Consider the following 24,226-nt stretch of genomic DNA (forward strand, 5'->3'; position numbering starts at 1 on the left):
GAGTATTAAATAATGACCACGTTAAATAATGACCACGTTAAAAAATGATTTAATGTTAAGAACATTGCGTGGTGAAAAAACAGAGCGTACGCCTGTTTGGATGATGCGTCAGGCGGGCCGATATTTGCCTGAATACCGTGCGACACGCGCTCAAGCGGGTAGTTTTTTAGATCTGTGTAAAAATGCAGAGCTTGCTTGTGAAGTCACTTTGCAACCGTTGGAACGTTATCCAATGGATGCAGCGATCCTATTTTCCGATATTCTGACAATCCCAGATGCGATGGGTTTAGGCCTTTATTTTGAAGAAGGCGAAGGCCCTCGGTTCGAACGTACTGTGCAAACGGCAGCGGATATTGACAAGTTATTTGTACCCGATCCGAATCAAGAACTTCAGTACGTAATGAACGCTGTTTCAACCATTAAAAAAGGGTTGAATGGTGCTGTTCCATTAATTGGTTTTTCCGGTAGCCCATGGACCTTAGCTTGTTACATGGTTGAAGGAAGTGGGAGCAAGAACTTCGCAAAAATTAAACGCATGATGTACGACACCCCCGAGTTGATGCATCGTTTGCTCGACATCGTTAGTCAATCGGTAATAAGCTATCTACAAGCTCAGATTGAAGCGGGCGCACAAATAGTCATGGTGTTTGATACCTGGGGCGGTAACTTATCAACAAAAGATTATGAAACATTTTCTTTAGCCTATAGCCGAAAAATTTCACACGCCCTACAAGCAACAAACCCAAGCGTACCACGATTATTATTTACTAAAGGTGCGGGTGTTTGGCTAGAAACTATGGCGGATGCTGGCTATAACGGCTTAGGAGTTGATTGGACAACAGATTTAAAGCTAGCACGAGAGCTCACGAAAGATAGCGTTGTACTGCAAGGGAACCTTGACCCAACAAGCTTGTATGCTAGCCCAGAAAAAATCCGTCAAAAAGTACGTGACGTATTGGCCGATTATGGTCACGGGCATAAACATATCTTTAACCTAGGACACGGAATACTACCTGACATTAATCCAGAGCACGTGAAGGCGATGATTGATGAAGTACATCAAAGTAGCCCCGCGTACCATCAATAATATTATTTTTGGTTTATAGTTTACTGACGGGTGACTGAATTGGACTACGACGATAAACCCAGAATAGAAATACAGTATTGCACCCAATGCAGGTGGTTGTTACGTGCGGCCTGGTTAGCACAGGAGTTACTGACAACGTTTGAAGAAGAGCTCGGTGGTGTTACTTTAATACCAGCCAGTGGTGGTACATTTGAAATCACAATCAATGGCAAGCAGTTATGGTCACGAAAATTAGAACAGCGCTTTCCAGAAGCGAAAGAAATAAAGCAGCGAGTGCGTGACGAGCTATGTCCTGATAAGTCATTAGGGCATTCAGATATTAAAAAGCCTAGCTAGACAAAAGGGCCACGGTTAACTGGCAAGTCGTTTTAAGTTTTTTTATTACGTATTAGCCCAATAGTTTGTTTTAATTGAATGATACGCTGAGCGTATTTTGGTACTCGCCCAGCAGAAGACCGTTGAATATTGTCCAACAGCTTTTCAGATTCATCCAATCGGTTTAAGCCAATTAATGCATGGGCTTGCATCAGCACAAAACGAGGGTTATTCGGGTTAAGTTTAATACCTGTATTAGCGGTTGCTAAAGCATCAGCAAAACGATTTTGTTTCATTCTAATCGCAAACAAATGCACTAACGAATAATAGCGGTGTGCAGATTTACCCTTTGGTTTGTCAATTAAAGCTTGTAGCCAGCTGGCCACATCATTTGCTTTAGATAAACAACGTTCATTACCAGACATCACACACTTAATGGCCACGTCTAAGGCTCGAATGCCCCATGCACCCATTGGTTTTTGATGGATAATGTTAACAATATAATCTGAGCGGGCAAGTTGTAGAGAGTCTAGTTGGGTTTCAAGTTGAGTAAATGAGTCGGGTGTTACCATGCTTAAACTGATTAAAAACCCAGCTTCTTCAGGCGATAACTCAGCAGCGCGTAAGTAATAGGCATAAGCACCCTCAAAGTTTTTTTCGCGTTTACGTAAAATTTCGCCACGCAAATATTGGCTACTTGGTGAGTCGGGGTGATTGACCGCAAGGCTTTCAATTAAGGTAGATTCACTACTCCAATAATGTGCACGCTGGAAGGTACCAAAACCAAGGCAAAAAATAACAAGAAAGATCATGCAGATCCTTAAACCGTTCGGTATTTTGCTTGGTAACGCAAATAACAATAAATAGCTAATGGCTAACAAAGGCCCTAGAGCCGGCAAATAATTTCGGTGTTCATGGATAATCTCTAGTGGAAAAACGCTAGACTCGAGACTATGACCTACTAAAAACCAAAGTACAGCAAAGGCAAACACAGGGAAGCGTTTTCGCCAAGCAATGGATAGTATCAATAAAATAATAATGCCAATAATGCTAGGCAAGGTGGTCCAAATTGAAAATAAATCTGAGCTGAGCTTAAAATCATCATGAAATAAGCCCATGGTTTGTATATCTGGAACAATAATCATTGACAGGTAAAACCATAAAACACGTGGTTCGGTTAATACCCGTTCATAAAAAGTGAAAGGGCGTCCTCCATAACCGCCTGTAATAAAACTGGGATGTTGAAACCAATATAAAAGTCCGGCTAAGATTGGTAAGCCAAGGAAAATAATAAAAAACCAACGGACTTTTTTAATTGTTTGTTGGCTAGAATGTAATTGAGTCAGTAGCGTGAACTCTAAAGCCCCAATATAAACAGGCAGTAACGCAGCATTTTCTTTACATGCTACGCCTAGCACCGTACCAGCAATTAAACCCAGACACATCAGGGATAGGCCCTGTGCAGGTTGTTTCTCAAGCGAGAGACGACCTACTACATAAAGACAGGTGCCCATCAACATAAACATACTGGCCATACTGGTCATGCGCTGAACAACATATAAAACACTGGTTAGTAAAAAAGCATGTAATGCCCAAATCAATGTGCCGCTAATGGCAAAGGCCACGCGAGGGTTAGATAAGCGGGACTGTTGTGCCCAGCTCGTATGGCAAACACTTGGCCATAATAAAGTGAGTAGCCAGAAGACAAGGCCGGAATTTATGCAGTGAATAGCAATGTTAAACAGCTTAAAGTGAATAGACTTGAAACCATCGGCAAAGTAGTAATTTAATCCAAAAGAGAGAGCAGGGATGATGCGCTTTAAAGGCCCGCTTTCATTCGATAACGTTGAGCGAATAATATTTTGTTCGTTGAGATCATGAATAGGAACATTAGGGTTCTCAAGAATATTCAGTTGATCATCAAAAACAAATGGACCATTCCAGCCAGGCGCATATGCTATAAAAATAACCAGGCAACAAATGCTCCATAACACAAGCGGTGAAGCTAAAGGATTAGTCATTTTGAGCAAAATCAAGGGGTCAGCCAGCTTGATTTTTAAAAGATTCACTTTTCCTATCTCCTCCGTGAGTGCTAAGTTTCGTTGTTCTAGAAACTAATGGTCTGATTTTTTTATGAAAGTTTTCGCTGCCATAAGCTTCACCCGCAATAGTTGCTCTTGTGATTTTTTCTTCTTGGTGGGTTATATCGAGTCGATTAAATAATTCTTTATAGCGCTTGCATCGTATATCGGGGTTGTAACCTAACGCGCTATATAAGCTGTGCTCAGTAATTAACTTATCCTCCACCGCTAATGCATTATGTGAGTAGCTTGACCATCTATAGTCACAAGGGTTGGTCACAATATTCGCTTTAACAGGATTCATCTCAATGTATTTGTATAAACTAAAAAGATAAGAGTCACTGTCTACTAGGCAAGACTTATAGCGGCCCTCCCATAACGTGCCAGTTCTTTTATGTAACGCATTGTAATAACGAACATACCGGTTAGCCATCGCCTGCATAAAAACAGCTAATTGCTCCTTGCTATCAGGTGTAATTAGCAAATGTAAATGATTTCTCATAATGACGTAAGCATGCAAAGAACAACCTGACTTTTCCAAACCATGGGCAATATCATCCTTAACTCTCAACATATCATCTTCAGAATTAAAAATATCTTGCCGGTTATTACCACGGTGCATAATATGCAATGGTTGATTAGGGATAACGAGTCGAGGAAGTCTTGCCATAAGTTGACTCTAACGGATAAGAGGGTTTAAATCAAGCTGGCTGACCCCTTGATCTCTTGATCTCTTTATTGCTTGCAACATTGCCTGAATGGATTATAATTAACCAATATAGTAATGGGTAATACTAGTATTACCAGAAAGCAAAGGAGCTATTGTGCAAACAGCGACGAGTAAACTAACAAAGAAATACCAAGCAACAATACCAGAGCCAGTAAGAAAGCTACTGCATTTGAAAATGGGTGATGAAATTGCCTTTGATATAAAAAAAGACGGTGTTCACTTACGTAGAGCAAGAGCAGTAGATATAGCCTTCACGCAAAGCCTAGAAAACACATTGAGCGAGTGGATGACGGAAAATGATGAAGAGGCATATAGTGACCTTTAAGGCATTTGATGTCGTCGTTGTACCGTTTCCATTTACAGACCGGACAACAACAAAAAGGCGGCCAGCGTTAGTCCTATCAAATGAAAATACATTTAATCGCAAGGTGGGGCAGTCCGTGTTAGCCATGATAACTAGCGCTAAAAACTCAGATTGGCCGCTAGATACCAATATTCAAGATTTAGATGCAGCAGGCCTACCATCGGATTCAGTAGTACGAATGAAGCTGTTCACATTAGACGATAGACTGGTTCTTCGTAAGGCAGGGCAATTGAGCAGCAGGGATAAACAAGCAGCTCAAGTTGCTCTTCAAGAATTACTAGATGTTTAGTATAGCTGATGGTTATTATTCCTAAGCATTACCACCATGAGTTGAGCAAGAACCTTAGGATCAAGCTGGCTGACCCCTTGAATTTCCCTTGAATTTCTTGAATTTCTTGAATTTGTTGGGGTCTTTAAGTCATGCTCAATAGCTTCTCAAGCTCCTTATGTTATTTTCAAGCGTAGAGATAACTAAACGGTGTTAAGAAAATTAAGGTGTTACGGTTATTTCGATAGAGGACGTGCTTATCGGTTCACCACTAACATCCCTATCAACCCAACCATCATTTCCAGTGAAGATTTGTGATCTAACGGTTGTTGTTGGAGAAGTAGCGCTACGGGCATAAAATAAACCTCGACTGTAAGTGCCTTCGTCACCATCAATTAGTTCTTGGTTTGATATACAGTTTGGACCAGCAGAGATGTTTGATGCTTGGCATGGTGTTCCTGCGCCATTTGGAATTGGGTCATGTAAGCCAGCTTCCCATTGGTTGCTGACAACTCCATCGCCGGTATAGGTGGCAGTAAAGTCATAGTTATCTTCATCTGGAGTCCAGCCTGTTAGCTTTGTTAGATCAACCTCGTAAAAAGGTATGCGATCTAAAGGAATATTAGTCGCAGTGTATGTTGTCCCTTCGTATGCTCCATCAGGTGTTTCATCCATATAGATCGCTCGGGCTTGAAGTTGGAGCGTCGATGAGTTAGTTAGTGAGTTATAATTTCCTGCAGAAATCTCACTTGAGGCATAATCAGCAAAGCTACGATCAACGGTAGAGTATGAATTTAAGAAATAGTTGATACCTTGGGTTTTTTCAATGTCTGCTACATGTCGAACTAAACTTGTTATGTAAGTTGAATAAATAGCATCATGTGTTGAAACGTTTAAAAATTGTTCAGGAATAACGTTAAACCCAATTAATTTCCAGCTTGGGAAGATCTTAAAGCCGCCAGCAATATATTTAAATCGACAAACCTTATATGCAACATTGGTAGCGGGTATATTCGACTCATCTTTTCCATCTCTGCAACAGGCATTGCAAGCAAACGGCTGATCATTATCGCCTAATTGATTTTCTTTAACTTGAGTATACCTAGTTTCGTATGTGCTCAGACTCACAAGATTTGAGGTGACCTTGTTTGCAGTGTCCCAAGTTACATACCCAGTAAGGTGAGTGTCTGATGCTGCACCGTTGACTTTTTTGCAGACACAGCCAACAGTATTAAACCTATCACGCCTTTGTATAGTATTTGTTGAGGTATTAAACACTAAAGATTCAAACGCTGAAAGAACACCAGCGCCTCCCCGGCTAATGTTAGGAGCAACTTGTCCACCAATTAACCTATTATTGTCTTCAATATCGACTTCAGCGACCCCGTTATTCGGATCAAAATTATCATCAATTTTATCTGTAGGGCCAACATTACCAAATGTATCATCAACTGTAGAGGTGGTAATTGATGGGTCGTATCTATAAATGATGGAATCAAACGAAACAACGTTATTGGTATCATCACCGACACCGTCCCAAGAGGCAACAACGTGAGCTACCTTGAAAATAGGGCTCCCTGAGGGAGTGGTTGATGGGGTTGTTTTGCTAGTAGAGGCGTAATAGTTAATAACCGACCACTCCAAGTCGTAATTTATGTTTCCAACAGTAGTGGCGCCTGAAAGAATTCGCCCTCCTGCATTATTACCTATATGTTCATAAGCAAGGGAATTTGGATTTGCAATTAAACCATCTGTATTAAGAGCTAAGGAAGCCCAGCTATGAGTAGAGGTAATGTTTATAAAACGCGATAAATCATCAACTTTCCTATTAACAAGGCTTGCAGCAACGGCTCTTTCATTTGCATTACTGCCGCTTCTTAGGAGGGAAGTTTGTAATTTTGAAACAGCTAAAATCCCAATAGCCAGTACGAGTACGGCAATCATGATTTCAATTAAGCTAAAGCCATGCTGATGTTTATCCTGATTATAATTTTTCATGTAGGTCCTCGATCAGTTGCTTTGGAAGTCTTTGGCACTATAGGCAAGTTTAGCAATATCAGAGTTAACTGCGTCATCCTGTAGGCCTGAGAGGACACAGAAATCATAAATTTGCTCATAATCACCGTTCGTTAGAAAGCTATAGGTATCGGTATCTTCAACAATGACAGCGCCATGAACTTTAGCTCCACCGTTGGCAGTGAAGTCAGTTAAACCGACAAAGATCCCCCATACATTAGCGCCAGCATTGAGTTTTAGTTTGCCTTCAGAGACAGCGATAATAGGGTTGTATTGCTCGCCGGAAGTGGTGAATGTAGCGTCCCCAGTGCACCAAATAATCGGTTTTGCATTAGTTTTGTAACCAGCTGTATGACTATCATTGCATGGTCCATCAACATAGATACCGTCGCTTTGGGCAATGGCTTTTACTTCAGCTACTGTTTTACCATTAAAGAAATGTTCAAATGGACTGTCAGGAAAATCTTCGATGACATTCCATGGACCTTTAATATCGGGGTGGTCGTATGTCGGCGTATATCCAGCACTACTTCCAGCACCGCTGTCACTTAGGTGATCATCCGGGTCGCATGCACAGTTGCTCCAGTCATCGGTATCGGTATATTCGTAAACACACTTTAAAGGCCCTCCCCATGCGGATGTGGCACTACTGTCAACATATGAGTCGATACCACATGTTTGCCAAGTACCACCACTGCCTGAACCGTCAACCCACAAAGATAAGTCACCAAGAATGTCGCCATTATCATTTGTTATGGGTGATACGTTTAGTGGGGTTACTGTTTTACAGTCAGTTTGATTATGGGTAACACGTGGGTCAGCAATAATCGTAAAACTACCAGATAAGTCTACTCCTGATGCAAGAACAGGGGGGACGACTCCAGGCGTAATAAAGGTTGTTTTTCCATAAGATACTTGTGAAAAAGCTTCTCCTGTGTCATCTAGACTTTTACCTGTACCTATGGCAGTGATTATGTTGCCAGCAGATGAAGCTTCATACACGATGTATGAGTCTGAAGCTATGTTTGATGTGAGTGATACAGTATATTCTAGAGGCTCGATGGCTGTTGTAGCAATTACGCCATCATAGGCTAGGTCGTATGATTTGCTGCCAATTTTACAAGGCAATACGTCCTTAATGGCGACATTTGTGCAGTCTTTCCATGGGGATGTGCCGCCTACAGTACCTTCATATAGATCCGTGTTGTTTTCTATAAAAGCCGAGCTTTGCTCAAGCGCAGCATCAGCCGCCGCTTGTGCCTCTTTATGGCGATACTCATTAGCTGCTATACGTTGATCCATTACGCCAACTCGGGCTGCAAATACAGTAATGAGAGTGACCCCAATAAGTAAAATAATAGAGACAAGAAGAACGGCGGCGCCCCTTTGTAAGCTTAATGACTGTCGTGAATTATGTATTTTCATTGTAAGCCCTAGTTTTTGGGATCGTCGTTTCTTAAACGAATGGTTTCAGTTATAGTACGTCTTGGGTCGTTAGCATCTGGGCCGATTGGCGGCAAATCAACTGTCCCCGTTAAAGTGATAGTGACGTCATAAACGCTTACGCCAGTTGTTGTTGTTAGGGCTGTTAAGCTACTAACGTCGTTAGTGTTTGCACTACCTGAAATATCGAAATCTAAAGTGGTTATGAATGCAATATTGGGGTCGGTTAGATCTTCCCAGGGCAAGGCAGTGTCACAGGTAGGGCTTCCTAATGCGCCAATAGCTCCACCGCTGCTAATCCACTTAACTGTATTTTCGTGTAGTGTAAAACCAAAATGCTCTCGACTTTCAGGGTTTATGCCGCCTGTATCTGCAACAGCCCCTGCATCAGCATCTTCATCATAAGCATAGCGAATGCAGCTTCTTGGAAGTGTTGCTGGGTCAGGGGCATTTAATTTGTCCATAAAATCACTGATTGTCGTACGCTCTGAATAACCGGCTCGCTTTAATTCGTCAACCATAAAAGTCATTACACCCCTTAACTCTTGGTTAAGGCGAATCATTTTAATGTTTTCTGTGCTAGAGCGTACGTTAGTCGAAAATACGGTGATGATAACGGCTGTAACGAATAAACCAAGTACCATCGCAATCATCATCTCGATAAGAGTAAGGCCTGTTTGTCTTTGATTAATCATGATTAGCAGCCCTCGAATCCCATTCCGCTATCAGAGCAAATGGTAGCTCTTCCGCGGGCATTCACTGTAGTTCTTATACTCCTGCCATCAGCTAAGGCAAACTCAACATGCCCTGGCGTTGCTTGGCCGCGTAATGGTGTAAAAGATACTAAGTCACTTGCAAAATTAACATTGTTATCTTTAATCAAAACATTGTTGCCATAGTCTGCTTGACTAATGGTCTTCTTTACACCATCAATTTCACAATAATCAGCTTGCGAAGAATCGGCTTGAAAACAATCACAAGCGGCATTTACTTTCATGCCATAGCACCATTTTGAGGTGTCGACGGAGTCAAATTTATAATAAATTCTGACAGGTGTGTTTCTTTTAATCGCCTCAGTTTTAATAAATATTAAATCTACTTGGAAGTTTTCAGCGGCTCCTTTTAACTTACGCCCTTCTAATATACTGAACATAGAGGGCGCAGCAATAGCCACCAAAATACCCAATATCACTACTACAATAAGCAGCTCAATCAGTGTAAAACCCTTTTGTCTATTTTGATCCATCTACAAAGCTCTCCTAGTTACGGTTAATTATAGTAGTGATGCTTAGGTTGGCAAGGGTTATGATATACCGCTTGTCTTGATAAAATAGCCGTTTGTCGTGTTGTGTGCTATTTTTTAAGAAAAATCAGATAATTTAATTTTACTAAATTATACAATTGGATGCATGGGAGCTGCACGATGATTAAAAAACCTTTGTACGGATTCACCTTAATAGAGTTGATGATTGTAGTGGTAATTATTGGCGTATTGGCAGCGATAGCAGTACCTGCTTATCAAGACTATGGGAAGCGCGCGCGACGAGCGGATGCAAAGCAAGCTTTGTTGGATGCGCGTTTAAATCAAGAAAAATGGCGTGCTAATAACTCTAGTTATGCGTCAACTACCGTCAGCGTTTGGAGTAAAGATGTAGTAGGAAACGTTGGCAAGAGCCTAGATGATCATTATGACATTGAGGTGCAATCGGCTACAGTAACTCAATACTCGATAACCGCGACACCAGTTTCCGGTGGATTTCAAGATGGTGATGATTGCGGTACGTTTGCTATTGACGTGAATGGGGAAGATTACACTGGCAGTTATGCAGGTGAGAATTGCTGGGACCGATAACTATTTGATTTAAATAAAACCCCCCCCGTCAATTGAAGGGGTTTTTGTTGTTCGTTAGCAAAGAGTTTTCTAGTTATATGTTGGGCTTCCTTTGTCGGCAACTGCTTCTGCATTCATGCAGTTGTCAGCACCAACCTACGATATAAGTTGTTTGGTGGAGAAAGCTTGCTCACCCATCATAATTATCAATCAACTCCATACCACTGTCGTTATCATCATCGGGGTTTTTAGCTTTTGCATCACCCAGCTTGATCATTAAGCGTACCTCGTTGCTAGAGTCGGCGTAATTAATGGCGTTTTCGTAGCTGATGTCGCCGCTGGCATAGAAGCCGTACAGTGCCTGGTCAAACGTTTGCATGCCTTGTTCGGTAGAGTTTTTCATCAGCTCTTTTAGTTTATGAATATCACCTTTTCTGATGAAGTCTGAGGCTAACGGTGTGTTAAGCATAATTTCAATCACTGCTTTTCTGCCTTTGCCATCGATGGTGGGTACAAGTTGCTGCGCGATCATGGCCTTTAGGTTGAGCGATAAATCCATAAATAATTGCTTGTGCGCTTCTTCAGGGAAGAAATGAATAATACGATCAAGTGCTTGGTTGGCGTTATTAGCGTGCAAAGTGGACAGGCATAAATGCCCCGTTTCAGCGAAGGTCATAGCGTGCTCCATGGTTTCGCGACTACGAATCTCACCAATTAGGATGACATCGGGTGCTTGACGCAACGTGTTTTTAAGCGCAACTTCATACGATTCGGTATCTATGCCTACTTCGCGTTGCGTAATGACACACCCCGCGTGTTCATGCACATACTCAACAGGGTCTTCAATGGTGATGATATGGCCGGAACTGTTTCTATTACGGTAGCCAACCATCGCAGCTAAGGACGTTGATTTACCGGTGCCGGTTGCGCCCACGAAGATAATGAGCCCGCGTTTTGTCATTGCCAATTCGTCTAAAATTGGTGGAAGGTTGAGTTCTTCAGAGGTTGGGATGGTGGTTTCGATTCGACGTAAGACCATGCCAGCATCGTCTTTTTGTATAAATGCGCTGACACGAAAACGGCCAATATCTGGGCGTTGAATGGCAAATTGGCACTCTTTGGTCTCTTCAAACTCTTTTTTCTGATCATCGGTCATGATGCTTTTTACGATGTCTAAAGACTGGCTAGCGCTTAAGCGTGTTTTTGATACTTGCTGTAGCGCTCCATTGACCTTAATGGTGGGAGCCCAACCAGATGTAATAAATAAGTCAGATGCTTTTTTATGAACAACGAGTTGTAAAAGTGCATCAAAATCCATATTAAATTCTCCTTTATATACTATCTAGCTAAATGCTTTTTTGTCGGCGGCTTTCATTCGGGCATCTTGTCTTGTAATGACACCGGCTTGAACAAGCTCTGTTAAGTGTTGATCGAGGGTTTGCATACCATCTTTACGACTGGTTTGTATGGTGGAATACATTTGTGCAATTTTATCTTCTCGAATGAGGTTTCGGATAGCCGCAGTGCCGGTCATGATTTCCCATGCGGCAATTCGTCCACCACCAATTTTTTTCATTAAGGTTTGTGCAATAACAGCACGAAGTGACTCGGATAACATGGAGCGAACCATGCCTTTTTCACCCTCGGGGAATACATCAATAATACGGTCAATGGTTTTGGCAGCAGAGCTGGTGTGTAAAGTACCGAAGACCAAGTGGCCTGTTTCTGCCGCGGTTAACGCAAGGCGAATGGTTTCAAGATCTCGCATTTCGCCGACTAGAATAATGTCGGGGTCTTCACGAAGCGCAACACGTAAGGCTTCACTAAACCCATGTGTATGCTTGTGTACCTCACGTTGATTAATAAGGCATTTTTTACTTTTATGTACGAATTCGATAGGGTCTTCAATGGTGAGAATGTGTTCGTATACATTATCGTTTTTATAATCCATCAAAGCCGCTAGTGTGGTCGATTTTCCTGACCCTGTTGGCCCTGTTACCAGCACAATGCCACGAGGAACATTGATGATTTCTTTAAAAGATTGGGGGCAATTTAAGTCTTCTAGGGTAAGAATATCAACGGGAATAGTTCTAAATACAGCAGCAGCTCCGCGGTCTTGATTAAAGGCATTAACACGGAAGCGAGCGGTGCCGGGCAACTCGAAGGAAAAATCGACTTCAAGAAACTCTTCAAAGTCACGGCGCTGTTTATCGTTCATGATGTCATAAATCATTGCATGAACTTCTTTATGCTCAAGCTCAGGCATATTGATTCGTCGAATGTCGCCATCTACTCGAATCATAGGAGGTAAACCAGCTGAAAGGTGTAAGTCAGAGGCGTTATTTTTGGTGCTAAAGGCTAATAAATCTGAAATATCCATGTGTTAAATCCGTTTGCCCCAGAGAGCTCAGTTATTTGTATAATGAAACGTCTAGAAAATACTACTATCATTAGTGCAAGTAAATCTAGTACGTATTCTAAGTATAGGCACGAATCTTAAATAATGCTTCCTTTATTACAACGATACTATACACAACAGGCGCTGATTGCAGATTTAGAGCAAACGCATTGTTCATCGGTTAAATTATTAGCAGTTAGTAAAACTCGCCCTGCGTGTGATGTGGCAGTGCTGTACAGTGCTGGGCAGCGTGATTTTGGTGAAAACTATTTACAGGATGCGCTGAAAAAACAACAGGTATTAGCGCATTTAGATATTTCATGGCACTTTATTGGGCCTATTCAGTCAAATAAAACTCGCGACATTGCGCGCTATTTTAGCTGGGTACACAGTGTAGACCGGTTAAAAATAGCGACTCGTTTAAATCAGCAGCGACCGGCTTATCTGCCACCGCTTAATATTTGTTTGCAAGTTAATGTTGATGAAGAAGAAACCAAGTCAGGCTTTTATTTAGATGAGTTGTTAGACGTTATTGAACCAATATTATCATTGGAAAACATTCGGTTACGAGGGCTTATGGCTATTCCCAAAGTAGATAAGCCGATAGCTGAGCAGCACGCATCGTTTAGGAAAATGGCACAGGCAAAAAAAGAAATTGAGCAAACATTTGATATTAGCTTGGATACGCTTTCGATGGGAATGAGCGGCGATTTACAGGTGGCCGTTGCAGAAGGAGCAACAATGGTGAGAGTAGGCACCGCTATTTTTGGCGAAAGACTAAAAAATACGGTTTAATGGCGTTTATAAAATTTAAGATTAAGTGAGAGTATGAATACAAAACAGATTGGATTTATTGGCGGTGGCAATATGGCCAGCAGCTTAATTGGTGGGCTTGTTAGTAATGGTTACCCAGCCGATAAGCTAACCGTTGTTGACCTAGATAGTGAAAAACTGAGCTATTTAAACCAAACATTTGGGGTTAATACCTTACAAGACAGCAAAGAGCTAGCCACTAAAGCAGATGTTTTGGTATTAGCAATAAAACCCCAACATATGCAATCGGTTGCACAAGATTTAGGGCAGGCGATACAGGATAAATCCCCTGTTGTGGTATCTATTGCAGCCGGTATCCGAGTGGAGGCTCTTGATCGTTGGTTAGGTGGCCATTTACCGATTGTTCGTTGTATGCCTAATACGCCAGCGCTGGTTAAAACAGGGGCGACAGGGCTTTATGCAAATGCTCAAGTGACGGAAAACCAAAAAGACTTGGTGGAATCCCTGTTACGTGCAGTTGGAGTGACTGTGTGGGTGGAAGAGGAGCATGAGCTGGATGCGGTGACAGCCTTGTCAGGTAGTGGGCCAGCCTACTTTTTTATGATCATGGAAGCGTTGGAGGCGGCAGGAATAAAGGCGGGTTTGAACCAAAAAACAGCGCAATTATTAACACAAGAAACAGCTCTAGGTGCGGCAAAAATGGCGCTAGAGTCGACTGAGCCAGCAAGTGTATTACGTCAACGCGTGACCTCACCCGGAGGCACAACGGAGCGTGCTATAGGTATTTTGGAAGAGCAGGGGCTAAGGGATATTTTGCAGGCTGCGCTGTTGGGAGCAAAAGAACGCTCAATCGAGTTATCTGACGAATTGGGAAATAACTGATGCCAGAAGGATATTTGTCAAACCCATTGATGCTGATTATAAATTCGTTGGTAGGTGCGTATATTTTCGTGTTAGTACTTAGGGTGCTACTGCAATATACAAATGCGGACTCAAGAAACCCGGTGTCGAGCTTTATTATTAGAGCAACACAGGTACCGCTGAAAGTACTAAAGCCGATTTTCCCTACCGTTAAAGGGCTTAACCTATCGGCTATTGTGTTGATGTTGGTTTTGCAGATGCTAATAGGCTTTTTAGCCATGAGAGGGCAACCGAATGTTTGGGTGGTTTTTATTTGGAGTTTGACAGAACTTATTAGCACCATTATTAATGTTTTTATTTATAGTATTTTCGCAACCGTTATTTTAAGTTGGATAAACCCGGGTGCCCATAATCCGGTGGTCAGCTTGCTATATAAAATAACAGAGCCCGTATTGACGCCTTTCCAGCGCTTGATTCCACCAATGGGTGGTATCGATTTTAGCCCGATAGCGGCCTTGTTAGCGCTGCAGGTATTAAAAATGTTACTACTACCACCGCTTTTTGCTTTGATATAGCAAGTGACGCACTTGGGAGAATACGCGCGGCTAGTGCGACTGCCGAGTTGGCACGTGCTTGCCGCTAATGTATCGATTATCTTGGCAGTTTTCCCTCAAGGTATAAAATATTATTAGCGCAAACGCCCTAGTGTGCATCGGCATCCATCGTGCTGTCAGAACTTTTCAAATAATCATCTATACTTTTAAGAAAGCTTTATGGAATAAGCCGGCTAAATAAAGGGTGGTTAACAAATGAACCTTGATGCACAACTTCGCAGTTATGACCTATGGAAGCAGTCAATGACTGACTCTATAAAGGTTTATCAGCATTGGTTAGATGCGATGAGTCTTACGGATACAGAGACAGAGTTGATGTTGATTAAAAATTTGCGATTGATAGAAAAAGATACGATTACTATCGCTTTTGCAGCTGAGTTCTCGCGAGGCAAAACAGAGTTAATTAATGCATTATTTTTCTCGTCTGCGGGGATACGTTTATTACCATCGAGTCCAGGCCGGACAACAATGTGCCCGACGGAGCTTTTTTATGACCGCAAAGCGGCGCCTTATCTTAGGTTGTTAGATATTGAAACGCGTGCCAACGACACCTCGATAGAAGATTACAAAAGAGACCCAAAACACTGGGTGCATATTGAGCTTGACGACGATTCACCTGAAAAAATGCAAGATAGTTTTTTGCAGTTATTAAAAACAAAAACGGTGTCAGCAGCACATGCAAAAGAGCTAGGACTGGCCACTGAAGAGGTTGAAGGTGAGGTGACGATTCCTGCTTGGCGTCATGCGTTGGTGAGTTTTCCGCATCCGATATTAGAAAAAGGGTTAACCGTGCTCGATACCCCCGGTCTCAATGCATTAGGCAGCGAGCCAGAGCTAACCTTAAGTATGTTACCGAATGCTCAAGCAATGATTTTTGTTTTAGCTGCGGACACGGGTGTGACACAAAGTGATATGGCGATGTGGAAACAATATGTTCAAGGGTATAGTAATAAGCATCCACATAGTTTGGCGGTGGTGCTGAATAAAATTGATACGTTAAGCGATGAATTAATGAGCGATGATGAATGGACTCAGTCGATTCATAAGCAAACATTGGAAACGGCAGGTTTATTAAATCTAGAAGAGCAAGTCATTTTTCCCCTATCAGCCAAACAGGGGCTGATAGGCAATATTAAAAAAAACCAACAGATGATTTCAGCAAGCGGCATACAAGGCTTGGAAATCTTTCTGTCAGATAGAATACTCAGCTCACAAAAAGAGATTCTTCAGCATAAGGTCATTAGTGATGTTGTCGACAGCATGAAGTTAGCAAACAGTGTACTCACCAGCCGATTACAGCATGTTGTGAACCATACCAATGAGCTGAACGGGTTTTATAGTAAGAGTGAAGAAGCAACGGCGGAATTATTATTAGAAACGCGAAAAGAGCAAACGGCTTATAAGCAAAACTTAGCGCACCTAAAAACCAGCCGGCATATTTTTTATACGCAAATAGCGGACTTATTAGAAGTGGTTAACCCAAAACGTGTGTCGTATCTTATTGATGAAGGACGCGAGCAAATGAGTAAAAGCTGGACCAGTGTTGGTATTCGTCAAGGTATGAAAAGTAGTTTTGAAGGGTTAAATTCGCTGTTGAACGAAACACTGAGTACCACACAAGCGAGTATTAAATTACTGGATGCTATCTATAAGCGTTTTAAAGATGAGCATAACCTCGATGTGGAGCAAGCAGCGCGATTTGATATTAAGGTCTATCAACAGCGATTGGATAAATTGCTTCGAGATGGCTTAGAGTTTAGTAGTAGTTCGGAGGCTGCGTTAACCGAACAAAATACACTTACAAAACGTTTCGTTAATACCGTTGGAGCGCAGGCGATATCAATCTTTGAACAAGCGCAAGCTGATATTAATCGCTGGAAGTCGATGGCGCTGGCTAATTTAATTAGGGAAGTAAGTGAGCAAAAAAAACTGATGGAAAGTAAGTTGGACAGCTTGCGAAGTGTATCGGCAGGAAAAAATGAGCTAGACGACAAGATTGCTAACAATAAAATATTAGAAACGGAGATAAAGGAACGACAAGCGCAGCTTTTGCATATGATGGATCAAATTAATATATCGGCAGAGAGCTTGGAGGTAGAAAAAAGCGTACGTCAGGAGGCTATTTAAGGGTCTTTGTGATAAAAATCATATCCCACACGCCATGGCCTAAACGTAAGCCTCGGTTTTCAAATTTCGTTAATGGCCGAGAGTCCGGACGTTCAGCATAATTTGGCTCAGTTGAATTAATAAATCCTGGATGAGCGTTTAACGTTTCCATCATGTGTTCGGCATAGTTTTTCCAGTCTGTTGCAGCATGAAATCGCCCGCCTGTTTTCAGTTTAGAGTGAATCAGGGTTAAAAAACTTGTTTGAACAATGCGGCGTTTATGATGCCTTTTTTTGTGCCAAGGGTCGGGAAAAAAAAGCTGCACGCAGTCGAGACTATGGTCAGGAATAGCGTGCTGAAGTACCTCAATAGCATCGGTATCAAAAAGACGAATATTAGTCAGCTTCTTCTCTAAAACGATGCGCAATAAATGCCCAACACCAGGCCTATGCACTTCAATACCGATAAAGTTTCTGTCTGGGTTATTCTCAGCCATGGTGGCTAAGCTTTCACCATTACCAAAGCCTATCTCTAGTGTTACAGGGTGGTTATTAGCAAACAGTGAATTTGGCTCAATAAGAAGGGCCGGATCCAAGCCATATAATGGCCAGCCTGTTTTAATGGCGCTGTCTTGTCCGGGCGTCAAACGGCCTTCACGTTTTACAAAACTGCGAATGCGGCGTAAGAAGTTGGGGTTGGTTTCGTTGCTCATGAATAAAGCTCGGTTAAATTAAACCATCCAACGGTGAGGAGGCCGACGCATATCGGCGGCGAGGCATACGACCAGCCAAGAAGGCTTCACGTCCGGCCTGCACGGCTTTTTTCATAGACGATGCCATTAGTACAGGGTTATTTGCGTGGGCAATAGCTGTGTTCATTAGAATGCCATCGCAGCCCAATTCCATACCAATGGCAGCATCAGACGCGGTACCGACGCCAGCATCAACAATAATGGGTACCTTAGCATTTTCGATGATGGTGAGAATATTGTATGGGTTACGAATACCCAAGCCTGAACCGATTGGAGCGGCAAGTGGCATAACGGCTACACAGCCCATCTCCTCTAGCCGTTTAGCAATAATAGGGTCGTCGTTGGTATAAACCATTACGTCGAAACCTTCCTTAACGAGAATGTCAGCAGACTCTAAGGTGGCAGTAATATCAGGGAATAGGGTTTTTTCGTCGCCTAATACTTCTAATTTGACCAGTTTATGCCCACCTAATAGTTCACGTGCAAGGCGGCATGTTCTAAGAGCATCTTTAGCGGTATAACAACCGGCTGTATTGGGTAAAATAGTGTATTTATCAGGGGAAATAACATCGAGTAAATTAGGCTCGCCAGGGTTTTGACCAATATTCGTCCGGCGAATGGCTACCGTGACGATCTCAGCGCCGCTCATTTCGATAGCCGTCTGGGTTTCTGCCATATCTTTATATTTGCCTGTGCCCACTAGTAATCTAGAGGAAAAAGATTGGCCAGCAATAACAAGGTCATCGGGTTGACCGCCACCAATGGCTTGTACGACTTCCACAGTATCTCCTTCTTTAAGTTGAATGGTATTAAACTGGTCGGCGGGCTTTATTTCTTCATTCAGTTCAATAGCAATACGCTTGCCGAACAGGCCCATTTGTTTGATCAGTTGCTCTAAGGTTGTTTTATCATCACAGCTAAAATTTTCGCCGTTAAGTTGAATATTCATCAGCAGTTATCAATGATTAATCGTTTGCACTATCTAGTTTGCTTTTGCGTCTTGAACGCACAGCGGCCGCTAATTCTTCTAGCAACTGCACGCTGCTATCCCAGTCAATACAAGCATCGGTAATGCTTTGGCCATAAACTAGTTCTTGGCCGTCAACTTGATCCTGGCGGCCAGCAACTAAGTGGCTTTCAATCATAACGCCGCTAATACGCATGTCACCACCGGCTATTTGTTTCGCCACATCCTTACCTACAAGCATTTGGCGTTCGTGTTGTTTACTGCTATTGGCATGGCTAAAGTCAATCATCATGTGTAGGTTAACGCCGGCTTTCCCAAGCTCTTTAGCGGCAGCATCAACACTGTCGGCATCATAATTCGGCGTTTTGCCACCGCGTAAAATTAAGTGACAGTCGTCGTTGCCAGCAGTTTGAAAAATGGCCGACTGGCCTTTTTTGGTAACCGATAAAAAGTGATGTGGGCGAATGGCTGCTCCAATTGCATCAATCGCTACTTTAACAGTGCCATCAGTGCCATTTTTAAAGCCGACTGGGCAGGATAGGCCGGATGATAACTCGCGATGCGTCTGGCTTTCAGTGGTTCTCGCACCGATAGCGCCCCAAGCGATCAGGTCGGATACGTATTGTGGCGTGATTAGGTCTAAATACTCCGTGGCAGCAGAGACACCTTGAGAATTAAGGTTTAGTAATAATTCGCGTGCGGTATACACACCTTTGTTGATGTCAAAGCTATTATCAAGGTTGGGGTCGTTAATTAGTCCTTTCCAGCCAACCGTGGTGCGTGGTTTTTCAAAATATACTCGCATCACGATGATCAGATCGTCAGATAAATTATCAATGTAAGGCTTTAAACGGGCGGCATATTCGAGTGCTGCTTTCGTATCATGAATTGAGCATGGGCCAATAACAACCAGTAAACGATCATCTTCGCCATGCAATACTTTATGAATAGCGTTCCGGGTTGAGGCGGTAGTTTCAGCAGCCGTATCTGTAATAGGCAAGTCTTTGTGTAATTGTTCAGGAGAAATAATTTTCTGCATACCAAGAATTCTTGTGTCGTCTGTTTGAATTAAGTTCATGATCAGTCCGTTCTATGCTGACGCTAGTGATAGCCTAAATCAGCAAATTAATAAAAGACTGGAAATAATACATCTAATCGGTTGAATTTGCCTGCCCCTTGACCAAAAATAGATCAAATACTTTCAAATTTACAGGGAAACTTAACGATGGAAGAGGGATATGAAGAATATGATGAGGTTTTTGAAAAAATTCTTGCGAATAAGTCTTTATTGCCCGTAATACCAGATGCTGGCCTGAAAATTTTATCAGCGTTAAATCACCCTAAGGGTAACGCTAAGATGTTTGCGAAGGTTATCGAAAGTGATATGGGCTTGTCTGGGTTTATTCTTAAAACTTCTCGCAGCTTAAGGTATTTAACTCGCGTCCCGCCGAAACGTGTTGAGCAAGCAGTGGCCCGAATGGGGCTGCGTGAAACCTATCATCTATCACTTAGTTTCTTGTCAAAATCTATTTTTCATTCGTCAAATAAGCAAATTGAAGGGTATATTAAAAAGGCTTATCGGTTTTCTACAAAGGTGGCTGTGATATCGTATTTTTTAGCCGGTAAAACACAAAACTTAGCGCCGGGCGATGCAATGTTGGCGGGCCTGTTTCAAGATATTGGTGTGCCCTCTATTTTAGCGACATTGGATGAATATCCGAATATTTTGCAAAATGACCTGAACAGAACAAAGTGTATTGATGTATTGGCGCCTAGGGTAGGTGCGCTGATCATAAAGAAATGGGGTTTAGACGAAATGCTGGGTGTTGTAGAAAGTCGGAAAAATTGGTGGTTAGATAAGGAACAGCTTGGTTTGGCGGAGTTGGTGTTGATTGCACGTGTGCATGCAACAATTGGCACACCTGAGTTTAGGGCGTGCCCACCGTTACTTGAAATACCTGCGTTTCAAAAGCTTCAACTAGGGGAGCTTGGCCCCGACAACACATTGCAAATACTCAGTGAATCAAAAAATGAATTGGCTGAAATAGAACGCTTGTTGGCCGCTTAGCTTAAATCGATCATTCATACAGTTTTAATAAAAGGCTGATATCATCTAAGGATATAAAACGAATACTCAAGGGGGAGTAAAAGTTATGAGAACATTATTTAAAATTTTGGGTGGTTTAGTATTGTTATTGGTTGTGACTATTATAGTTGCGCCAATGCTGATTGACCCAAATGATTACCGAGAAGAGATTCAGGCGGTTGTTAAAGATAAGACCGGCCGTGATTTGTCCATCAATGGTGACCTTAATTTATCTATTTTCCCTTGGGTGGGCGTGGGTATTAACGAGGTGAGTTTAAGCAATGCAACAGGTTTTAACGCCGAATACTTTGCAGAGATTCAAGAGGCAAACGTTAAAGTTAAGCTGCTACCGTTGTTAAGTCGGCAGGTAGAAGTGAGCACAGTTGTTCTAAAAGGCATGCGGTTAAACCTAGCAAAGGATAAACGCGGCAAAACTAACTGGGAAGATATGATCCAGTCATCGGCTGAGGGCGATAAAAAACCAAGCGATACGAATGCTGATCAAGCATCAGGGGCTGCCTTAGGTGCGATAGCAATTGGTGGTGTGCAAATTGTTGATGCAAGCATCTCATGGGATGATGCCAGCAAGGGTGAAAGCTACAACCTGACTGATTTAGGTTTGAGTACAGATGCGTTATCTTTAGGGTCGCCAATGGGTGTTGAGTTAGCCTTTACCGTAGAAAGTAGTAAACCAAAAGCGACAATACGTTTGAAGCTTGATGGTGATGTGGTGATTAACGAAGGGTTAAATAAATTTGATTTTCAAGACTTAGCGTTAGCGATTGATGCGGCCGGAGAACCTGTTCCAAATGGTGCAATGAAAGTTGATATAGCCACTCACTTGGTGGCTGACTTAGCAAAATCAGGGAGCTTAACGCTAGATCCTATGACGATTAAATTCGATGATTCAACGTTATCGGGTAAGGCATCTGTTAATAATTTTGATAAACCAGCAGTCACTTTTGATTTAGCGGTAGATACAATAAATATTGATCGTTATCTGCCAAAAACAGCCACAGAGGGAAGCCAAAGCAGCGCGGGTAATAGCGCCTCTGTTCCTCCGCCAGCAGCAGTTGCGTTAATTCCTGTTCAAACAGTCCGAGATTTAAATATCAATGGTTTGTTTGTAGTGAAATCGCTCATTGTTAATGGTTTAACAGCACAGGAGGCGAGTGTAAAAGTTGTCGCTAAAAATGGTGTTTTAAATTCACAGCAGAGCGTCAAAAAGTTTTATAACGGTAGTTATGATGGTAAAACAACAGTTGATGCGCGCCAAAATACACCACGTATTAGCGTTAAAGAACAGGTAACGGGGGTTGATATTGAACCGTTGATGGTAGACCTGATGGGAGAGTCTAAGGTGTCTGGCGTGGCGAATATTAAAGCAGCGTTAACCACGCGCGGGAATACGGTTGCTGCGTTTAAGTCGGCATTAAATGGTACTGCGCAGTTTAGTTTCGAAGACGGCACGGTAAAAGGCATTGATGTTGCTGCATTAATTAAACAAGGTGAGGCTGTGCTGAAAGGTGATGTATCTGCGCTGGCAGCTCAAGGCACGGGTGAAACAGCCTTTGCAAATATGTCTGGTACTGCGCAAATAACTAATGGCTTGGTTAACAACCAAGACCTCTTGATGGCCTCACCTTTGGTTAATATCAAAGGGGCAGGGACAGCAAATTTAGTCAGTGAGGTGTTGGATTATCGACTAACATTACAGCGGACAAAGGCACTTAGTGAGGCCGAGCAAGCCGATGCTGAAGACCTTAAAAACATGTTAATTCCGGTGAATGTGTCTGGAACATTTGCAAAACCAAGTATTAAGGTTGACACCAAAGCGATCGTACTCGAGACGCAAAAAGAAAAAATTGAAGAAAAGAAAACAGAGCTAAAAGAAAAGCTCGATGAGAAAATTGGCGAGAAATTAAAAGGCCCAGCGGGTGACTTATTAAAAAGCCTATTTTAATAAAGCAACCTCAGCAGCTGTCCGTAGGGCCTGAATATTTTCAGGCCCTTGTTTTTAGTTGGTTTGAGTTGCACGGCAGAAAGAGTTTACCTTGGCAATTACCGCCAGAGTCCTACCGTGTTTGGTTGTCTGAGATCATGTTGCAACAAACCCAGGTAACAACGGTTATACCGTATTTTGAGCGATTTATTCAGCACTTCCCATGCGTTGAAGCGTTAGCAAAAGCGCCATTAGATGATGTGCTGCATTATTGGTCAGGTCTTGGGTATTATGCACGGGCAAGAAACCTTCACAAAACAGCAGGCATCATTGCTAATCAGTATGGGGGGCGTTTTCCTCAAACGCTCGCTGAGCTTGTTGAGTTGCCGGGTATCGGGCGCTCTACGGCTGGGGCGATAGCAAGCTTATCAATGGGGCAGTCAGAAGCGATACTTGATGGCAATGTGAAACGCGTGCTCTGTCGTTTTTTTGCGATACAGGGCTGGTCTGGGAATAGTGCCATTTTAAAGCGTCTATGGGCTATTTCAGAGCAGTTAACACCTAAGCATAAGGCTGGTAACTATAATCAGGCCATGATGGATTTGGGCGCAACGGTTTGTAAGCGTTCAAACCCCGACTGCCCGCAGTGCCCATTAAAGGAGGACTGTTTGGCACTAAAGAAAAACTTAGTTTCAGAATTACCGACACCAAAAAAACGAATGAGTTTACCGGTTAAAAAGCGGTACTGGTTAGTCTTTAAAAATGCTCAGACGGTTTTACTCAATCAACGACCGCCAACAGGATTATGGGGTGGGCTATGGGCTTTTCCAGAATTTGAAACGTATGACCAACTGGTTGAGTGGTGTGAAAAAAATGACACTGACATAACTGGGGCGAAAACAATAGCGGAAAAACGTCATACATTTTCTCATTATCATTTGGATTACACGCCTATTGTTTGCTCGACGCCAGCGGTTAGCTCGAAAGTTGCAGAAGATAATAGATCTAGCTGGTATGAAATAAACAGCCGTGTGAAAATAGGTCTCCCAAAGCCGGTGAGTGAATTAATTTCCCAGCTAACGAATGAATCATAAGAAGGTTAATACTATGTACTGCCAAAAATTAAAACGCGAAGCCGATGCGCTAGAAAAGCCGCCTTTTCCGGGTGAGCTTGGTGAAAAAATCGTACAAAATATCTCAAAAGAAGCCTGGCAGATGTGGCTAGCGCAACAAACGATGCTTATTAACGAAAATAGACTAACGCCTTTTGAGCCTGAAGCGCGTGCTTTATTAAAAGCAGAAATGGAGAAATTTTTATTTAGTGATGACGCTCAAGCACCAGAAGGGTACGTTCCGGTCGATAAATAAGGTCATTTCTAACATCTTTCTTGACTAAAGTTGCCTGCCGCTGTTTAATACGCGACCACATCTTAGATGCCCAGATAGCTCAGTCGGTAGAGCAGTGGACTGAAAATCCTCGTGTCGATGGTTCGAATCCGTCTCTGGGCACCATTTGTTATAAAGCCTCAGCTACTATGTAGTTGGGGTTTTTTTATTTCACTAGGACGCCATTATTTTACTTAGTTGGTCGG

General features: G+C 42.5%; 24 protein-coding genes and 1 tRNA gene. 14 read left to right on the forward strand and 11 right to left on the reverse strand.

What is annotated here, in order from left to right; all coding sequences use genetic code 11:
* The first annotated feature begins 28 nt into the window (after positions 1–28).
* On the forward strand, positions 29–1,087 hold the full coding sequence (hemE, locus tag CYCPU_RS0100310; RefSeq protein ID WP_015004875.1) for a uroporphyrinogen decarboxylase: 1,059 nt from the start codon (positions 29–31) through the stop codon (positions 1,085–1,087).
* A gap of 30 nt (positions 1,088–1,117) precedes the next feature.
* Positions 1,118–1,423, forward strand: a complete 306-nt coding sequence (locus CYCPU_RS0100315; RefSeq protein WP_232228492.1) for an Rdx family protein — start codon at positions 1,118–1,120, stop codon at positions 1,421–1,423.
* 32 nt (positions 1,424–1,455) lie between these two features.
* Here the strand turns inward: CYCPU_RS0100315 and CYCPU_RS0100320 are convergent, their stop codons facing one another.
* Both CYCPU_RS0100320 and CYCPU_RS0100325 read right to left on the reverse strand, forming a co-directional pair.
* A complete protein-coding gene (locus CYCPU_RS0100320; protein ID WP_020161611.1) occupies positions 1,456–3,471 on the reverse strand; it encodes a tetratricopeptide repeat protein in 2,016 nt (671 codons plus the stop codon).
* Complete coding sequence (locus CYCPU_RS0100325; RefSeq protein WP_020161612.1) at positions 3,443–4,153, reverse strand: transposase; 711 nt, start codon at positions 4,151–4,153, stop codon at positions 3,443–3,445. Before CYCPU_RS0100325 ends, CYCPU_RS0100320 begins: the two co-directional genes overlap by 29 nt.
* Before the next feature lie 154 nt (positions 4,154–4,307).
* Between CYCPU_RS0100325 and CYCPU_RS0100330 the strand changes: the two genes are divergently transcribed.
* Positions 4,308–4,538 carry an AbrB/MazE/SpoVT family DNA-binding domain-containing protein gene (locus tag CYCPU_RS0100330; protein WP_015004879.1) on the forward strand — a complete coding sequence of 77 codons (231 nt, stop codon included), beginning with the start codon at positions 4,308–4,310 and terminating at the stop codon, positions 4,536–4,538.
* On the forward strand, positions 4,510–4,866 hold the full coding sequence (locus CYCPU_RS0100335; RefSeq protein WP_198003960.1) for a type II toxin-antitoxin system PemK/MazF family toxin: 357 nt from the start codon (positions 4,510–4,512) through the stop codon (positions 4,864–4,866). Before CYCPU_RS0100330 ends, CYCPU_RS0100335 begins: the two co-directional genes overlap by 29 nt.
* 201 nt (positions 4,867–5,067) lie before the next feature.
* Here CYCPU_RS0100335 and CYCPU_RS12140 read toward each other — a convergent pair whose 3' ends face one another.
* Genes CYCPU_RS12140 through CYCPU_RS12070 form a run of 4 tightly spaced genes read right to left on the reverse strand, consistent with a single transcriptional unit; the run spans position 5,068 to position 9,550 of the window.
* On the reverse strand, positions 5,068–6,843 hold the full coding sequence (locus CYCPU_RS12140) for a prepilin-type N-terminal cleavage/methylation domain-containing protein (protein WP_020161614.1): 1,776 nt from the start codon (positions 6,841–6,843) through the stop codon (positions 5,068–5,070).
* A gap of 12 nt (positions 6,844–6,855) precedes the next feature.
* Positions 6,856–8,286: a pilus assembly PilX family protein gene (locus CYCPU_RS0100345; RefSeq protein WP_020161615.1), complete on the reverse strand. Its 1,431-nt coding sequence runs from the start codon at positions 8,284–8,286 to the stop codon at positions 6,856–6,858.
* 8 nt (positions 8,287–8,294) lie between these two features.
* Entirely contained in the window at positions 8,295–8,999 is a 705-nt protein-coding gene (locus CYCPU_RS0100350) for a prepilin-type N-terminal cleavage/methylation domain-containing protein (protein ID WP_020161616.1), read from the reverse strand.
* A gap of 2 nt (positions 9,000–9,001) precedes the next feature.
* Entirely contained in the window at positions 9,002–9,550 is a 549-nt protein-coding gene (locus CYCPU_RS12070; RefSeq protein ID WP_020161617.1) for a GspH/FimT family pseudopilin, read from the reverse strand.
* 177 nt (positions 9,551–9,727) lie between these two features.
* Here CYCPU_RS12070 and CYCPU_RS0100360 point away from each other — a divergent pair, with 177 nt between their 5' ends.
* A complete protein-coding gene (locus CYCPU_RS0100360) occupies positions 9,728–10,156 on the forward strand; it encodes a type IV pilin protein (RefSeq protein WP_016390291.1) in 429 nt (142 codons plus the stop codon).
* Between the two features lie 169 nt (positions 10,157–10,325).
* Here the strand turns inward: CYCPU_RS0100360 and CYCPU_RS0100365 are convergent, their stop codons facing one another.
* Positions 10,326–11,453, reverse strand: a complete 1,128-nt coding sequence (locus tag CYCPU_RS0100365) for a PilT/PilU family type 4a pilus ATPase (protein ID WP_015004886.1) — start codon at positions 11,451–11,453, stop codon at positions 10,326–10,328.
* 24 nt (positions 11,454–11,477) lie between these two features.
* The gene (locus tag CYCPU_RS0100370) at positions 11,478–12,515 is read right to left on the reverse strand and encodes a type IV pilus twitching motility protein PilT (RefSeq protein WP_015004887.1); all 1,038 of its coding nucleotides are present in this window, start codon (positions 12,513–12,515) and stop codon (positions 11,478–11,480) included.
* A gap of 123 nt (positions 12,516–12,638) precedes the next feature.
* On the opposite strand from CYCPU_RS0100370, the gene CYCPU_RS0100375 reads away from it, so the two are divergent.
* The 4 genes from CYCPU_RS0100375 to CYCPU_RS0100390 all read left to right on the forward strand — a co-directional run bounded on the left by CYCPU_RS0100375 (position 12,639) and on the right by CYCPU_RS0100390 (position 16,909).
* Complete coding sequence (locus CYCPU_RS0100375) at positions 12,639–13,328, forward strand: YggS family pyridoxal phosphate-dependent enzyme (protein ID WP_015004888.1); 690 nt, start codon at positions 12,639–12,641, stop codon at positions 13,326–13,328.
* A 33-nt stretch (positions 13,329–13,361) separates the two neighbouring features.
* The gene (gene proC / locus CYCPU_RS0100380; RefSeq protein WP_020161618.1) at positions 13,362–14,189 is read left to right on the forward strand and encodes a pyrroline-5-carboxylate reductase; all 828 of its coding nucleotides are present in this window, start codon (positions 13,362–13,364) and stop codon (positions 14,187–14,189) included.
* Positions 14,189–14,743, forward strand: coding sequence for a YggT family protein (locus tag CYCPU_RS0100385; protein WP_020161619.1), 555 nt, complete (start codon positions 14,189–14,191; stop codon positions 14,741–14,743). The genes proC and CYCPU_RS0100385 overlap by 1 nt, the downstream gene beginning before the upstream one ends.
* Before the next feature lie 234 nt (positions 14,744–14,977).
* Entirely contained in the window at positions 14,978–16,909 is a 1,932-nt protein-coding gene (locus tag CYCPU_RS0100390; RefSeq protein ID WP_020161620.1) for a dynamin family protein, read from the forward strand.
* On the opposite strand, the gene trmB is transcribed toward CYCPU_RS0100390, so the two are convergent.
* From trmB to CYCPU_RS0100405, 3 genes are read right to left on the reverse strand one after another with little or no spacing between them, the layout of a single operon-like run.
* A complete protein-coding gene (gene trmB, locus CYCPU_RS0100395) occupies positions 16,902–17,600 on the reverse strand; it encodes a tRNA (guanosine(46)-N7)-methyltransferase TrmB (RefSeq protein WP_020161621.1) in 699 nt (232 codons plus the stop codon). The two genes, CYCPU_RS0100390 and trmB, sit on opposite strands and share 8 nt — an antisense overlap.
* 13 nt (positions 17,601–17,613) lie before the next feature.
* On the reverse strand, positions 17,614–18,588 hold the full coding sequence (gene thiS, locus CYCPU_RS0100400; RefSeq protein WP_020161622.1) for a sulfur carrier protein ThiS: 975 nt from the start codon (positions 18,586–18,588) through the stop codon (positions 17,614–17,616).
* A gap of 16 nt (positions 18,589–18,604) precedes the next feature.
* A complete protein-coding gene (locus CYCPU_RS0100405; RefSeq protein WP_020161623.1) occupies positions 18,605–19,684 on the reverse strand; it encodes a 3-deoxy-7-phosphoheptulonate synthase in 1,080 nt (359 codons plus the stop codon).
* Positions 19,685–19,831: 147 nt separating this feature from the next.
* Between CYCPU_RS0100405 and CYCPU_RS0100410 the strand changes: the two genes are divergently transcribed.
* From CYCPU_RS0100410 to CYCPU_RS0100430, 5 genes are all read left to right on the forward strand, one after another.
* Complete coding sequence (locus CYCPU_RS0100410; RefSeq protein WP_020161624.1) at positions 19,832–20,674, forward strand: HDOD domain-containing protein; 843 nt, start codon at positions 19,832–19,834, stop codon at positions 20,672–20,674.
* Positions 20,675–20,759: 85 nt separating this feature from the next.
* Positions 20,760–22,655, forward strand: a complete 1,896-nt coding sequence (locus CYCPU_RS0100415) for an AsmA family protein (protein WP_020161625.1) — start codon at positions 20,760–20,762, stop codon at positions 22,653–22,655.
* Positions 22,656–22,672: 17 nt separating this feature from the next.
* Positions 22,673–23,728, forward strand: a complete 1,056-nt coding sequence (gene mutY, locus CYCPU_RS0100420) for an A/G-specific adenine glycosylase (RefSeq protein WP_026362532.1) — start codon at positions 22,673–22,675, stop codon at positions 23,726–23,728.
* Between the two features lie 13 nt (positions 23,729–23,741).
* Positions 23,742–24,002 carry an oxidative damage protection protein gene (locus CYCPU_RS0100425; RefSeq protein WP_015004898.1) on the forward strand — a complete coding sequence of 87 codons (261 nt, stop codon included), beginning with the start codon at positions 23,742–23,744 and terminating at the stop codon, positions 24,000–24,002.
* A gap of 68 nt (positions 24,003–24,070) precedes the next feature.
* Positions 24,071–24,146: transfer RNA gene (locus tag CYCPU_RS0100430), tRNA-Phe, on the forward strand.
* Positions 24,147–24,226 lie beyond the last annotated feature (80 nt).

The sequence above is a fragment of the Cycloclasticus pugetii PS-1 genome (assembly GCF_000384415.1).
GTDB classification, from domain to species: Bacteria; Pseudomonadota; Gammaproteobacteria; order Methylococcales; family Cycloclasticaceae; genus Cycloclasticus; species Cycloclasticus pugetii.